This window comes from Streptomyces sp. NPDC048604, from assembly GCF_043199435.1.
Lineage (GTDB): Bacteria > Actinomycetota > Actinomycetes > Streptomycetales > Streptomycetaceae > Streptomyces.
In genome coordinates this window covers 207,461-221,903 of the sequence record NZ_JBICVX010000003.1, presented here as the reverse complement: position 1 = coordinate 221,903, position 14,443 = coordinate 207,461, and the positions used below count along the sequence as shown (strand labels likewise).

The window sequence follows — 14,443 nt, the reverse complement described above, 5'->3', positions numbered from 1 at the left end:
CCTTTCCCCGCCTGGCCTTCTCTGGATGACCGTCACTGGTGTTGCAAGTATGGAACATAGGGTAATGGGTTGGCGAGGCTGTGGGGCTCGTTTCGTCGAGCTCCTCGTCGGCAGGTGGGTCAGCATCCGCCTGTTTGTTTGAGGTCGTGAGCGACCTCGATGGTCCGCACTCAAATTCGGGTGCGGACCATCTACCGTTGGTTGGTGTCCGTCAACTCGCATACGCGCAGATCCTGGTACCGCAGATCTCTGCTTGAGGTGATCGGGCGCTATTCCTTCGACACATCAGGTGCCGCGAGCTTCTGCAAACGGCGATATGGAGAATGCACCTCCGCGACCGTCGGCGCGATGGCCGTGGCACCACCCGTAGGGAAGGCCAGCTCCTTTCCCCTCCCGCATCGACGACCGCGCGGTACGCCAGGCCGTCGACCTCGTGCGCTCCAGCGGCGCACTCGACGAGATCGCCCCGCTGGAGGCCGCGCGCCGCGGTCCCAAAGGACTGCCAGCGGAGACCGTGCTGGTCGGGCTGACTCTCGCCGCGATGGAGCGGCGCAGTACGAACCTCGACGACGCATGGGAGTGCGTCCAGTTCCGCGCCGGCCCGCACTGGCTCAAGTACTTCAAACTGCCGCGCATCCAGCCGACCGACGTGAGGGCCTGCCGGACCTCCTCCAAGCGGTTCTACGACGCCTGGTCGCGCATCAGCACCGTGCTCGACCCAGCCCGCCACGACCGGCGCCGCCGACTGTCGCGCGAGGAGTCCGTCATCTATCGACGGGTCTGGGCACGCCCCGTCCTGGACGCCGCACCCGTCCTGTCCCGCACGGCGAACCGCCTGGTACTCGCTCCCGTGCGAGCCGCCGTGGCACGCGGGCTGCTGGACGAGTGGAGAGGTGACCTGTCGGTGGACACCACCGCCATCCCCACCTGGGCGCAGTACCACACCAAGCAGTGGTCCTCCTTGGAGGTCAGCGCGGGCTACCACGTCTCCGGCGGCGGCCACCAAACCTTCGGTTACAGCGCAATGCTGCTCGTGGCCGGTCACGCCACCCCCGAACGCGCCGGACGCTACCCCCAGCTGTGCATGGGCATGTCCCTCCACGCACCCAGCAAAGAGATCGGACTCCAGGCCGTACGCCTGCTGGAAGCGGTCAAGCAGATCTGGCCCGAGACTGGCTTCGTCGCAGGCGACCTCGCCTACTCCGACGCCAGAGTCGAAAGCTTCCACGCCCCCGTACGGGCACTGGGCTACGAACCCGTTGCCGACTTCAAGACCACCATGGTCAAGAAGGACCGCAACGCGGTCGAGGGCGTCGTCGCCATCGCAGGCGACCTCCTGTGCCCCCACACCCCGCGCCGGGTCATCGACACCTACCACCTGATGGCCCGCCCCACAGGTGCTACTAGACAGCGAGGCAGAGCTCCACGAAGCCGTTGCACGCCACCTGACCGACCAGCTCGGGATTCGCCATCCCAGGTAGCGGGACACTGCACGGCATCCACACCACGGGTGATGACGACTGCTGGTTTCACGACCGCCCGACCGTCTCTCACGCACTGCCCATCAGGATCAGCGCAGAAGAGTCCGATGCGTTCCAGGAGCGATCCGCGACTCACGCCCGCTGGAGGTGTGCGGACCTGAAGGCAGGCCAGCGGGACCTCTCACCCGAGGGCTTGGCCCTCGTAACCCTGGGCTACCTAGAGGGATGGCTTCCCGACGGACTCGTATCCCTCTACTGATGGGGCACACCCGTGCACGCAACCCTGGATGCACTGGAGCAGCGCGGGTCGTCAGGGCGATCGCTGGCGTTGCTAATTTCGCGTGGCCCCAGTAGGCGAGGGTTGAGCGGCCGCGGGCACACCGGAGCGAGGTGTGCGCTGCGGATGACTTCGAGCCTGAGGTCCCGCTGCTCGCAGCAACCGCTCCAGGGGATGCTCCACCCAGTGATACGCGCAGCCGGACAGGGCCTGGCTGACCACGATCACCAGCAGCCACACGAGGGCCGTGTCGAGCAGGCCGTCGGGGCGCCCGTACGCGCCCAGCCAGGTCCTGATGACGATCTCGTGGACGAGGTACCAAGCGAACGACCAGTGCCCGAGGCGCACGGACCACCGACCACCCAAGCCGGTCCGACGGCCGTCCAGGTCCGCGCGCGCGGCAGCCGCGACGAGAAGTGCGAACACCGGCGTGGAGAGCAAGTGGGAGGCGTGGAGCGGGCCGTACCAAAGGGCGTCGGAGGCGTACCACGACCAGGGGATCAGGACGAGGTGCCAGGCCGCCGTCAGCGCCACGGCCGACCAGAGACCGAGAGGCGGCCGCCATCCCCGAGCCACCGCGAGCCCCGCCGCCACTCCGAGCACGAACTGGAGCATGCGTGTCAGCGGGAGGTAGTCCAGCAGCCACACCCTCGTCGCCGTATCGGAGACGCACGAGCCGCTCAGCCATACCGCGACGACGCCGACGCAGGTCAGGGCCCAGATCCAGCGGCGACCGCGGCCTGAGCGGAGTGCCGGGAGGAGCATCAGCAGGGGGAAGACCAGATAGAACCAGGCCTCGTCGCTGAGCGACCAGGCGGCCGGGTTCGCGCCCTTCAGGATCACGGTCTCGGGGATCCAGGCGTGAACGAGGAACAGGTTCGCAATGACGGCCTTCGCCGACACCGCCTTCCCCAGCCACAGCCACACCCCGACAGACAGAGCGCCTGTGACGACCATCAGCGGCCAGATGCGAGCGAAACGCCGCCACAGGAACACTTTTGCGGGAACCGTCATGCCGTCGTAGGTCCACGCCAGGACGAAACCAGACAGCACGAAGAAGAATGTGACACCGCTTCGGCCGTACCAGACCGTCTCGCTGATGCCAGGTATCTCTCCCACCTGACGGGACAGGTGGTACAGAACGACGAGGAGAGCCGCCCAGAAGCGAAGCCCCGTCAAGGAGGGCAGCTTGTCCCTGTTTGACAGGTCCGCTGCAGGCCGGCGGCGGGCGTGGGTCGCGTGTTGCATTCCGCGATTATCAGCCGAACCGCGAGGTGAAGATGCATGCCCCACGTGGGCTGGCGGCATCTGGCGGCGAGGCAGGCCGCATCTCTCTCAGGAAATGTCCTGCGGCGCGGGGTTTCTGTACCCAGCGTGACGCACGTCACTGTTGACCGGCCTGGATCACACTCTGATATTTACGTACGTAAAGATCATGTAAGTTTGGGGTGGGGATTTTGAACTATCAAGTATGGCGTAATGCACGCCATAGAGTCGGCTTGGTGACGGCGGCGGCGGTCATGGCGGCCGCGCTCCAGCCGTGGGTCGGTGAAGCCTCCGCAGCCACGACTCCGTTTCACGCTGGCGCTCTCTTGTCCGAGGAGACGCCCGAGTCGAAGGCGGCATCGCGTGCGGAGGAGACGGGGAAGCCTGCCGAGGTCGGCGAGCGTCGCAGCGAGACCTCACAACTTTTCGCGAACCCGGACGGCACGTTCACACAGACGATGAACGCGGCTCCTGTGCGGGCCCGCAAGAGCGACGGTTCATGGGCCGGCATCGACACGACCCTGGAACGGACCGACGGCGGCAGAATCAGGGCCAAGTCGACGACGGCCGAGGTGTCGTTCTCTGGCGGTGGCGTCGGCAGCGGCATGGTCAGCCTGAAGAAGGACGGCAAGACGGTCTCGCTCGGTTGGCCGGATGAATTGCCGGAGCCGAAGCTCGATGGAGATGCGGCTACGTACGCCGAGGTTCTGCCCGGCGTGGACCTGCGACTGACTGCCACCAGCACCGGATTCACCCAGGTGCTTGTCGTCAAGACACCGCAGGCGGCAGCCAATCCGAGGCTTGAGCGGCTGAGGATGTCGGTGGCCGCGAAAGGCGTCCGCACCCTGTCTGGCGAGGGTGGTGGCCTGCGGTTCGTGGATGACGACGGTGCCAAGGTCTTCGAGGCCCCTGCTGGTCACATGTGGGACTCCAGAGGTGACCAGCCCGCATCGGCAGAAACCCGGAGCGTAGCGAAGGCGACTCAGCGCTCCGCGGCTGCGGAGTCCGCTCCCACTCCCGCCACGGAGCTCACCCCCGATCCCTCCAATGTGGAGGAGCCTTCCGCAGGCCCCAGCAGTGGCGACAAGGCCACCGCTCTCCCGGTGAAGATCGCCGGTGGAAGTCTGGAGATCGCTCCGGATCTGAAGCTTCTGCGCGGTGCGGACACCGTGTTCCCGGTCTACGTCGACCCGCCGGTGTCGGGTCTGGTCCGCTCGGACTGGACGGCCTTGTCTTCCGACGGTGACAAGTTCTGGGAGTTCTCGGGCGACAAGGGTGTCGGCTACTGCAAGGACTACGCCGGATACCTGTGCTCCTACACCCCGTACACGCAGCGGATGTTCTTCGAGTATCCGCTCGCTTCCCTGTACGGCAAGACGGTCGTCGACGCGACGTTCTCGGCCTATCAGGTGTGGACGTTCACCTGCGAACCGCGTTGGTACGACCTGAACCTGGTCGAGTACAGAGACGCCGGCGTGTCCTCCACGACTACTTGGAGCACCCAGCCCAAGGAAATCGACCTCATGGGCGACCGAAACGTCTCCAACGGCCGCGGGACGCTGTGTTCGCCGTCGCAGCCGGCCAACTGGGTCGAGTTCAGCGACAACGTCACGGATCCGAACGAATCCAATGAAAACCTCACACCGACTGTGCAGAGTTTCGTCAACAGCAAGAAGCCGCAGATCACGTTGTCGCTGACGGCGCACGACGAGTCCTCGACCGCGTCCTGGGCACGCTTCCGCAACGACGCCAAGCTCTCGGTCACTTACGTCTCGCCTCCGAAGACGCCTGCAGGTGCCTCCCTCGGTATCCGACAGGGCACCACCGGCACCAAGTGCGGCACAGCTACGGCACCGTTCTTCACCAGCGACACCACTCCGCAGGTGCTGGCACCGGTCGACTCGGCCGACGGATCGCAGGCACAACTGCGCGCCCAGTTCGAGGTGTGGAAGGACGGCGCGACTGCCAAGACGTGGGGCGCCAGTTCCCCCGGTACCACGTGGGCAGCACCGTCGATCCGCGGCGCGGACACCAGTGCGCTCGCTCCGCAGACGCTCTACAAGATGCGTGCCCGCACGGAGGCGTACTACAAGACCGACCGAGGGGTGACAGGCTCACTTTTCTCAGGCTGGTCGGCGTGGTGCTACTTCAAGGTGGACACCGACAGCCCGCCAGCACCGCTGGTCACCAGCAAGAACCCCGAGCTGTACCAGCCATCGGAGACCCACCCCGCCTCGGGCGGAGTAGGTGTGAAGGGCGTATTCACTTTCACACCGGGTGATGCCAACCCGGCTACTCCCGCCCTCGAGTCCGATGTCGTCTCCTACCGCTACCGTCTGAACAGCAACGCCATCTCGGCCTCGATGACCGTTCCTGTCGGTACGGCCAAGGATGTCGAGATCACGCCGGATCAGCCGGGTGAGAACACCATTCGGGTATGGGGCTATGACGCCGCCGGTCACTCGTCGTTGGAGGGGGAGTACCGGTTCAGGGTCGCGGGAGCCGAGGCCCCGTCCGGCGTCTGGCGTCTGGACAACTCCGGTGCCGATGTCACGGCTGCGACCAAGCACGATCTGACGCTCGGCGGTTCTGCGGTCTATACGCCGGCGGCCCGCGTCGGCTCGCATGCCCTCCGGCTGAACGGCACCACTGCCTATGCTGCCACCAGCACGGCCCCGCTCGACACGTCGAAGTCTTTCAGCGTCTCCGCATGGGTGAAGATCAGCGACACGTCGCGCAGCCAGACGGTCCTCTCGCAGAAGGCGACGACCCTGTCCAGCTTCGCCCTGCACTACTCCTTCGGTCTCAAGAAGTGGGCCTTCACCCGATACTCCGGCGACGTCGCCACGCCGACCTCGGCGCGATCCGTGTCCAATGCGCAGCCCACTGCCAACGTGTGGACGCACCTGACCGGCGTCTACGACGCCGGCGCGCAGACCCTGCAGCTGTACGTCAACGGCCGCGCCCAGGGCGCTCCCGTCAGTTTCACCACTCCCTGGAATGCCACCGGGCCGATGCAGGTGGGCCGCTTCCACAGCAGCGCCGGCTACGTGGAACCACTCGGCGGTGACGTCGACGACGTCCACATCTGGTCGCGGGCGCTGAGCGCCGACGAGGCCGTCGCGCATTCGCGCGTCGAGGACACCGACGACAGCGACGGCTCGGCCGGCGCACCGTTGGTGGCGAAGGTCGGCGACTGGGATGCAACCAACACGGCCAAGGCGACGGGCACCACAATCGCCGACGCTTCTGTCTACAACCGTGCGATGACCCTGAGCGGGGCCACGCTCGCCACCGATCCCCAGTCTCTGATCGACCAGGAAATCGATCCGAGTGTCCCCTCCCGCCAGGTCATGGCGCTGAGCGGCAATGCTTCCAGCGCAGCCGGACCCAACTCGATCGTCGACGAGACAGGCTCGTTCACGGCGACCGTCTGGGCCCGTGTCGACGGCAGCAAGCTCTCCGACACCACTAAGGCCCACACGGTCCAGGTCCTCGGCACTCCGGGAACGACGCAGTCCTCCTGGGGCCTGTGGTACGAGCAACCCGTCGGTAGCAGTGTCGGGCAGTGGAAGTTCGGCCGTACGAACAAGGACGCCGCTGGCCCGACCACGACGACGGTTCAGTCCGGCGCAGCCGCCAAGGACGAGTGGGTACGCCTGACGGTCGTCTACGACGCACAGCAGCAGACCAAGGACGACCAGGGCGACCTCCACCAGGGCGCACTGTTCCTCTACGTCAACGCGCAGCGCTACAGCGACGAAGACGGCGAGGTCTTCGAAGCACCGTGGCAGGCGACGGGCAAGCTGAACGTCGGCCGCGCGTGGAAGGACAGCCTGACGCAGAACCACTTCCCGGGCTGGATCGCCGGCATCCGCGTCTGGGCGGGCGCCATGGACGAGGGCTCCGTCTCCGACCTCTACTACGCCGAGCAGTAGCCCTCAGATCGCACTGCCATTCTCACTGACTGTCATGGGAGCCCGGCTGGTCAGCCGGGCTCCCATGCAGCCCTCTCGGCATGGCCGCATTGACGAGCGGCCCGCCCGACAAAACAAGGAAGTCAACCATCGTGTTTCCTCCCAACCGCGGTCGGACCGCCGCAGGGGCCCGGCGCTGGATCCAGCGCGGAGCCTTGGTCGTCGCGCTCGCGTGTCTACCACAACTCGCCATACCAGCAGGCTTCGAGGCCACCACCGCAGCCGCTGCAGCGGCTGGCCGGAAGGACTTCCCCAAGCCGCCCAAGGACAAGATCGACAAGGTTCTTCCCTTCACGAAGAAGAAGTCCAAGGCGCCGGCGGACCAGGCACGCCCCGCCGAGTCCCTCACCCTGAAGCGGTTGAAGAACACCCAGTGGCCGAAGGCGGCCAGCGTAAGCATCACGCTGCCCGCAGCAGGCGCGAAGCCTGTGAAGGCAGGCGACCTCCCCCTCACGGTCAAGACTGTCGGCTCCGAAGCGAAGAGGGACGGCAGGGCAGCCTCGTCGAAGGCGTCTGCAGTCGCTGCCCCCGGAACGGCGAAGGTGGAACTTCTGGGCCAGGGGGCCGCGCAGAAGGCAGGCGTGAACGGCCTCCTGTTCACCCTGAGCCCCGACGGCCTGAGCGCTGGCACCGGCAAGTTGGAGCTCACTCTCGACTACTCCTCCTTCGCCTCCTCCTACGGCGGCTCCTACGGGTCCCGTCTCAAGCTGGTCCAGCTCCCCGCGTGCGCGCTGACCACGCCGAGCAAGCCGGCCTGCCGCGCACCGAAGGACCTGCGCTCAGCCAACAACACTGAGGACCAGCAGCTCACCGCCACAGTCACCGCCCTACCTGCCGACACGAAGGCGCGCACGCTGGCAGCCTCCGGGCAGCAGATGGTGTTCGCCGCAGCAGCAGGCGGCGAGTCCTCCGGCGGCGACTTCAGCGCCACACCCCTTTCGCAGTCGGCATCCTGGGACAGTGGCGGCAGCACCGGCAGCTTCACCTGGAACTACCCGCTGAGAGTGCCCCCTGCCACCGCCGGGCCTGAACCCCACCTGGGGATCAGCTACGACTCCAGCAGCGTCGACGGACGCACCGCCTCGGAAAACAACCAGACCTCCGTCGTCGGAGAAGGCTTCAACATCACCGAGTCCTACGTGGAGCGCAAGTACGACTCCTGCAAGGACGACGGGCAAGCCGGCAAGGGCGACCTGTGCTGGAAGTACGACAACGCCACCCTCGTCCTCAACGGCAAAGCCAGCGAACTCGTCAAGGCCTGCGCCACGGCCACCGCCTGCCGCACCGACGAGAAGTCCCAGGCCGCTTCCACCAACTGGCGCCTCAAGGGCGATGACGCCTCCCGCGTCGAGCGCCTGACGGATACCACCCTGGGCAATGGCGACGCCAACGGCGAATACTGGAAGGTCACCACCGGCGACGGCACCCAGTACGTCTTCGGCCGGCACAAGCTCCCCGGCTGGAGCGACAACGGCACCGCCGCCGACGACCGCGTCACCAACTCCGTATGGACCGCACCCGTCTTCGGCGACGACGCAGGTGAGCCCTGCAACGCCTCCACGTTCTCCGCCTCGTTCTGCACTCAGGCATGGCGCTGGAACCTCGACTACGTCGTGGACCCGCACGGCAACGCCAGCAGCTACTGGTACGCCAAGGAGACCAACAACTACGCCAAGGACACCACCACCGGCACCGCGACCCCCTACATCCGCGGCGGCTACCTGCAGCGCATCGAGTACGGCCAGCGCGAAGCCAGCCTGTTCAGCAAGCCGGCATCGCAGCGCGTCTCCTTCACCTACGCCGAGCGGTGCATCGTCACCGATGGCTGCACCAGCCTGACGTCGACCACCAAGAAGAACTGGCCCGACGTTCCCTTCGACCAGATCTGTGCCAACGGCGCGTCGTGCCCGTTGCTGGTCAGCCCGTCCTTCTTCACTCGCAAGCGCCTGACCGACGTCACTACTTCCGTCTGGAAGGGCACCGGCACTGGGGTGGGTACCGAAGCGGACTTCCGTTCCGTAGACGGCTGGCACCTCGAGCACGGCTTCCCGAGCACTGGTGACGTCAGCCAGCCCAGCCTGTGGCTGGAGTCCATCCAGAACACCGGCAAGGCCGGCACCGCGATCACACTGCCCAAGGTCACGTTCGGCGGAATCCAGAAGTCCAACCGCGTCGACCACCCCAACGACGACATCGCGCCCTTCATCAAGTGGCGCGTGCGGACCATCAAGTCCGAGACCGGCTCTGTCATCACCGTCAACTACTCCGACGTGCAGTGCATCCGCGGCACTCTGATGCCAGCTTCGGAGGACAAGAACGACCTGCGTTGCTACCCGGTCTACTGGGCCAGCGACGGCGGCGAGCCCACACTCGACTGGTTCCACAAGTACGTCGTCGAATCCGTCTTCCAGGACGACCCGACCGGTGCCGGCCGCACCATTGAGACGTACAACACCTACGGCGTCAACGACCGTGGAGCCGGCTGGGGCTACAACGACGACGAGGGACTGACCAAGGACAAGCACCGCACCTGGTCGCAGTGGCGCGGCTACGCCAAGGTCACCACGACCGTCGGCGACGCCACCGGACCGCGCAGCAAGAAGACCGACCTGTTCATGCGCGGGCTGGACGGCGAGAAGGAGAAGGACGGAACTCCCCGCGACGAGAAAGTCACCGACTCCACCGGCAAGGTCATCGAGGACTCTCGCCAGTACTCCGGATTCCTCCGCGAGACCACGACGTACAACGGCAATGACGTCGTCGGCACCACGATCAACGACCCGTGGTCTCGCCGCACCGCCTCACACGCCTACACCTGGGGCACGACCGAGGCCTGGTTCGTCAACACGGGGACGGTGCACGCCCGCGAGCGGCTGCCGGACGGTTCCTACCGGAGCAAGTCCTCGACCACGACGTTCGACACCACCTACGGCAGCCCCCTCACCATTGCTGACGCCGGCGACGACGCCGTCAGCGGCGACGAGACCTGCACCAAGACGACCTACGTCCGCAACACCACGGCGTGGCTGATCAACCTGCCGTCCCGCGTCGAGTCCTACGCGGTCGCCTGCGGGACGACCCCAGAGCTGCCCAAGGACACCCTTTCTGATGCCACAACGGCATACGACAACCAGCTGGTCGGCACCGCCCCCACCAAGGGCAACGCCACAGAGTCCGCGCGGGTGAAGAGTTACACCGGCAGCACACCCGACTACCAGACCCTCGCCACCACGACCTACGACGCACTCGGACGCGTCGCCAGCGTCAAGGACGCCCTCAACCGCACGACCACGACGACCTACACCCCCATGACTACCGGATACGGCCCGGTGACCGGCAACGTCGTCACCGACCCCAAGGGCTACACGGTCACCAGCACCATCGATCCCGCATGGGGCGCGGTCACCAAGAAGGTTGACGTCAACGGCAGCACCACCGAATACGCCTTCGACGCCCTGGGCCGAGTCACCGATGTCTGGCGCCCCGACCGCCACCGTGCGCTCGGCGACGCCGCGAGCATCGAATACGACTACCACGTCAGCGACACCGTGGCCTCGTGGGTCCGCACCGGCACCATCAAGGCCGACGGGAAGACCTACACCGACAGCTACGAAATCTTCGACGCACTGCTGCGGTCCCGGCAGAAGCAAGCCCCCTCGCCCTCCGGCGGCCGGGTGATCGCCGAGACCCTCTACGACGACCGCGGCCTCGCCACCATCACGAACGCCGACGTCCATGACAACAACGCTCCGCAGGGGACGCTGGCCAACACCCTGCCCGGGTCCGTTCCTGCCTCCAACGAGACCGTGTTCGACGGAGCCAGCCGCGGCACCGAATCGATCTTCAGGGTCTACGACCAGGAGAAGTGGCGCACCAAGACCGACCACCTCGGCGACCGCGTCGCCACCACCGCCGCGAACGGCGGATCCGGCACCCTGACCATCACCAACGGCCGGGGCAAGGCAGTCGAGCACCGCGAATACGCGGGCCCCAAGCCGGAGGGCGACAGCTACACCAAAACCACCTACACCTACTCGCCCTCCGGTCAGGTCAAGACAATGACCGGACCTGACAAGTCGGTCTGGACCTACACCTACGACCTGCGTGGCCGAGTGACCGAGAAGACGGATCCGGACACCGGTAAGACCACCATGGTCTACAACGACGCCGACCAGGTCGTCTCCACCACCGACGCCCGTAACACCACAGTCCTGACCGACTACGACGTCCTCGGCCGTCCCATCGGAACCTGGGACGGCAAGAAGGACAACGCCCACCAGCTGACCAGATTCACCTACGACACCGTCGCCAACGGCAAGGGCATGCCTGCAGCCTCGGTCCGCTACGTCGGCGGCGTCGGACAGACCGGCAGCAAGGTCTACTCCAGTCAGGTAGTCAAGTACGACAGCCTCTACCGGCCCACCGAATCGAAGATCGCCCTCGCGGCGACGGATCCCCTCGTACTCGCAGGTGCGCCCAGCAGCTACACCACGAACCAGGTGTACAACGCGGACGGCACTTCCCAGAGCACCCGCGTTCCGGCGGCCGGCGGGCTCCCGGCAGAGACCATCACCTACGCGCACAACGGCCTCGGCATGGTCACGGGCGTCAGCGGCGACACCGACTACATCCGCTCCGTCGGATACTCGCCGCTCGGTGACGTCGAAGAAACCCTTCTCGGCACGTCGTCCACGGCCAAGCGCATGCAGATCCTCAACACCTACGAGGACGGCACGCGCCGCCTGAAGAACTCGCACAGCCTCGACGACACCAACGCCGGCTACACGAGCGACGTCGACTACGCCTACGACGCGAGCGGCAACGTCACCTCTGCCATCGACAAGGCCACCTCGGACGCACAGTGCTTCACCTACGACGGTCATCGCCGACTGACGCAGGCATGGACTCCCGCAGACCGAAACTGCGGCGCGGCCCCAACCGCGGACAAGCTGGGGGGCCCGGCTCCCTACTGGACCAGCTGGACCTACACCACAGCCGGCCTGCGTGACACACAGACCAACCACGCCACGTCCGGCAACACCGTCACCGACTACACCTACCCGGCAGTCTCCATTGAAGGCGCAGGCCAGCCCCACACGCTCACCAGCCGTACGACCGCGGACAAGCCGAGCAGCTACACGTACGACGAGAGCGGCAACACCACGACCCGGCCGGGACCGACTGGCGCTCAGAACCTGACCTGGGACCTCGAGGGACGCCTTTCCAGCCTCACCGAGGGCGGCAAGACCACCTCATACCTGTACGACGCGACCGGCGGCCTGCTAACCCGCAGCAGCACCAGCGAGACCGTCCTCTACCTGCCCGGCCAGGAAGTCCACTACGACCACGTCGCAAAGACCTTCACCGGCCAGCGCTACTACGGCGCCGGGAGCGGCACAGTCGTCCGCACCAACTCCGGCCTGTCCTGGAAGGTGACAGACCACCACAACACTGCCTCCCTCGCCGTCGACGCGACGACACAGGCCCTGACCCGCCGCTACACGGCACCGTTCGGCGAGGCCCGTGGAACAGCCCCCCAGTCCTGGCCCGACGACAAGACATTCCTCGGCAAACCCCACGACCAAAGCACGCAGCTCACCCACGTAGGCGCCCGCGAGTACGACGCCGAGATCGGCCGATTCATCAGCGTCGACCCGATCCTCGCCCCGGGCGACCATGAATCCCTCAACGGCTACGCATACGCCAACAACACCCCTGTCACCCTCGCAGACCCCACGGGCCTCAGGCCCGACGGTTCCTGCGGCGGAGCCGGCCGCTGCGTCGTCGGCAAGACCGCGAGCGGCGACGACAAGGTCGAGACCTGGACCTACAACGGCGGCAGCAGCTGGTCCTGGGGCTGGAGCTCCACGAACATCCAGCAGGTCCACCAAGGCAACCAGTCGTACACCGTGATCACGCGGGTCTCCTACAACCGCAAGTCCGGCTACGCCATGGAGACCAGCCTCAAGCCGGGCCCGAAGCGCCCGAAGGAGCAGAAATTCCACGGTTGGGCCATGGGCTCCAACCCGAACTACGACCCCGGCGTCAGCGACGACTGGATCCAGCGTCCGCCACTCGACACGTGGCAGAAGGTCGTCCTCGGCGTAGTCGTCGGTGCCAGCGCCGCAGTCATCTTGGCACCAGCGGCGATGGCCATCGGAACCGAGGTTGCGGCGGCCTGCCTTGCCAACCCTGCGGGGTGCGCAGTCACTGTCTCGGAAGTCGCCACCGGTGGTGCAGCGGGGGGAAGCCTGGGAAGCCTTCCTGCACGCCCGTTCGGAGCAACAAGCGCCGCTCGAGGTACGGGGCTCAAAGTAAGTCTAGGGACCGCGGAATTGGCCAATGACCTCGTGGCGAGCCTCAGAGCCACCGGAAGGCTGCCAGGCAACTATGTAACCAAGGCGGAAGCGGAGGCGCACGGATGGGTTGCCGGAAAGGCGCTAGGGAACCATATACCCGATGGGCAGATAGGCGGTGACGTCTACGGGAACTCGACTGGGCTACTGCCGTCAGCGGAAGGGCGAATCTGGTACGAGGCCGACATCGGCATCAATAATATGATTTCCCGAAAAAAGCAGCCGGGAACTCGGCTAGTCTATTCAAGCGACGGCCTCGCCTTCATCACAAGTAACCACTACGTCTCGTTCCATCAGATACCAAATTGGAAGTGATTGAAATTCGCCTCGAAATCGACGGTGTGCGGATTACGTCCGCCAAGGAGTTCCATGCGGCACTGGCGCAAGCACTTGATTTCGGGCCGTACTACAGCCCCAATTTGGATGCGCTCTGGGACCGCCTGTCAACGGATATCGAGAGGCCCGTCGAGATCGTCTGGCGGGACTCTGAATCCAGTAGAGCCGCAATGGGCGAATCGGATTTCGACGGCCTGCGTAGCGTCCTCCTGCGTGTGCAAGCTCAGGACGAGAAATTCGGGTGGAGCGATCGCTTCACCATTCGATTCGAATAGGACTGTGGACGGCGTAGGCGCGAGCGCCGTGGCAGAGTGAGCGACTCTGCCGTCCAGAGCAATACGTAAGTAATGGGGTGACTGCAACACATGCCGTCACCCCATTACTTATTGGTGAGGAATGGAATACTTCCAGCGGTGTATGCGGTCGGCCGGTCCCCAAGTACGAAGAAGCCTTAGTCATAGGAGCGGTGCCCGGGATACGGTAGGGCGCACACAGGTCACGTTGGCTTACATGGCCGCGCCGAACGGTTTCTCCGGTGAACCCGTTCATGCAGCAGTCCCGCCTCCTCCTCGTCGAGGCGAGCGAGGAGGAAGGCGACGACTGGCTCGTGGTCGCGTCCATCGGGGTTGGCCGAGTATCTGCGGGCGCGGAGTGCTGGGTCGTCGTCGGGGCAATATGTAAGCCAGCCGTTCTCGCCGCGGATCAGAATGCCGACGCCGGCGGCACATAGGTCGCGCACAACTCGGAGGC

Annotated in this window: 6 protein-coding genes; 5 read left to right on the top strand and 1 reads right to left on the bottom strand. The window is 65.8% G+C overall.

The annotated features are described in order from the left end of the window. Positions 1-433: 433 nt before the first annotated feature. A complete protein-coding gene (locus tag ACGFMM_RS07620) occupies positions 434-1,642 on the top strand; it encodes a hypothetical protein (RefSeq protein ID WP_393644100.1) in 1,209 nt (402 codons plus the stop codon). A gap of 170 nt (positions 1,643-1,812) precedes the next feature. Here ACGFMM_RS07620 and ACGFMM_RS07615 read toward each other — a convergent pair whose 3' ends face one another. Continuing rightward, positions 1,813-3,006, bottom strand: a complete 1,194-nt coding sequence (locus ACGFMM_RS07615; protein ID WP_393644098.1) for an acyltransferase family protein — start codon at positions 3,004-3,006, stop codon at positions 1,813-1,815. A 254-nt stretch (positions 3,007-3,260) separates the two neighbouring features. Here ACGFMM_RS07615 and ACGFMM_RS07610 point away from each other — a divergent pair, with 254 nt between their 5' ends. From ACGFMM_RS07610 to ACGFMM_RS07595, 4 genes are all read left to right on the top strand, one after another. After that, positions 3,261-6,962 (top strand): LamG-like jellyroll fold domain-containing protein, encoded by a 3,702-nt coding sequence (locus ACGFMM_RS07610; RefSeq protein WP_393644096.1) that lies wholly within the window; start codon positions 3,261-3,263, stop codon positions 6,960-6,962. An 80-nt stretch (positions 6,963-7,042) separates the two neighbouring features. Next, on the top strand, positions 7,043-13,672 hold the full coding sequence (locus tag ACGFMM_RS07605; protein ID WP_393644094.1) for an RHS repeat-associated core domain-containing protein: 6,630 nt from the start codon (positions 7,043-7,045) through the stop codon (positions 13,670-13,672). Beyond that, the gene (locus ACGFMM_RS07600) at positions 13,669-13,968 is read left to right on the top strand and encodes a barstar family protein (RefSeq protein WP_393644092.1); all 300 of its coding nucleotides are present in this window, start codon (positions 13,669-13,671) and stop codon (positions 13,966-13,968) included. Before ACGFMM_RS07605 ends, ACGFMM_RS07600 begins: the two co-directional genes overlap by 4 nt. Positions 13,969-14,228: 260 nt before the next feature. Beyond that, positions 14,229-14,423, top strand: coding sequence for a hypothetical protein (locus ACGFMM_RS07595; RefSeq protein ID WP_393644090.1), 195 nt, complete (start codon positions 14,229-14,231; stop codon positions 14,421-14,423). Positions 14,424-14,443: the final 20 nt, after the last annotated feature.

Coding starts and splice junctions, on each gene's coding strand:
- ACGFMM_RS07605 (WP_393644094.1), top strand. CDS start 7,043: ATGGCCGCATTGACGAGCGGCCCGCCCGACAAAACAAGGAAGTCAACC.
- ACGFMM_RS07615 (WP_393644098.1), bottom strand. CDS start 3,006: ATGCAACACGCGACCCACGCCCGCCGCCGGCCTGCAGCGGACCTGTCA.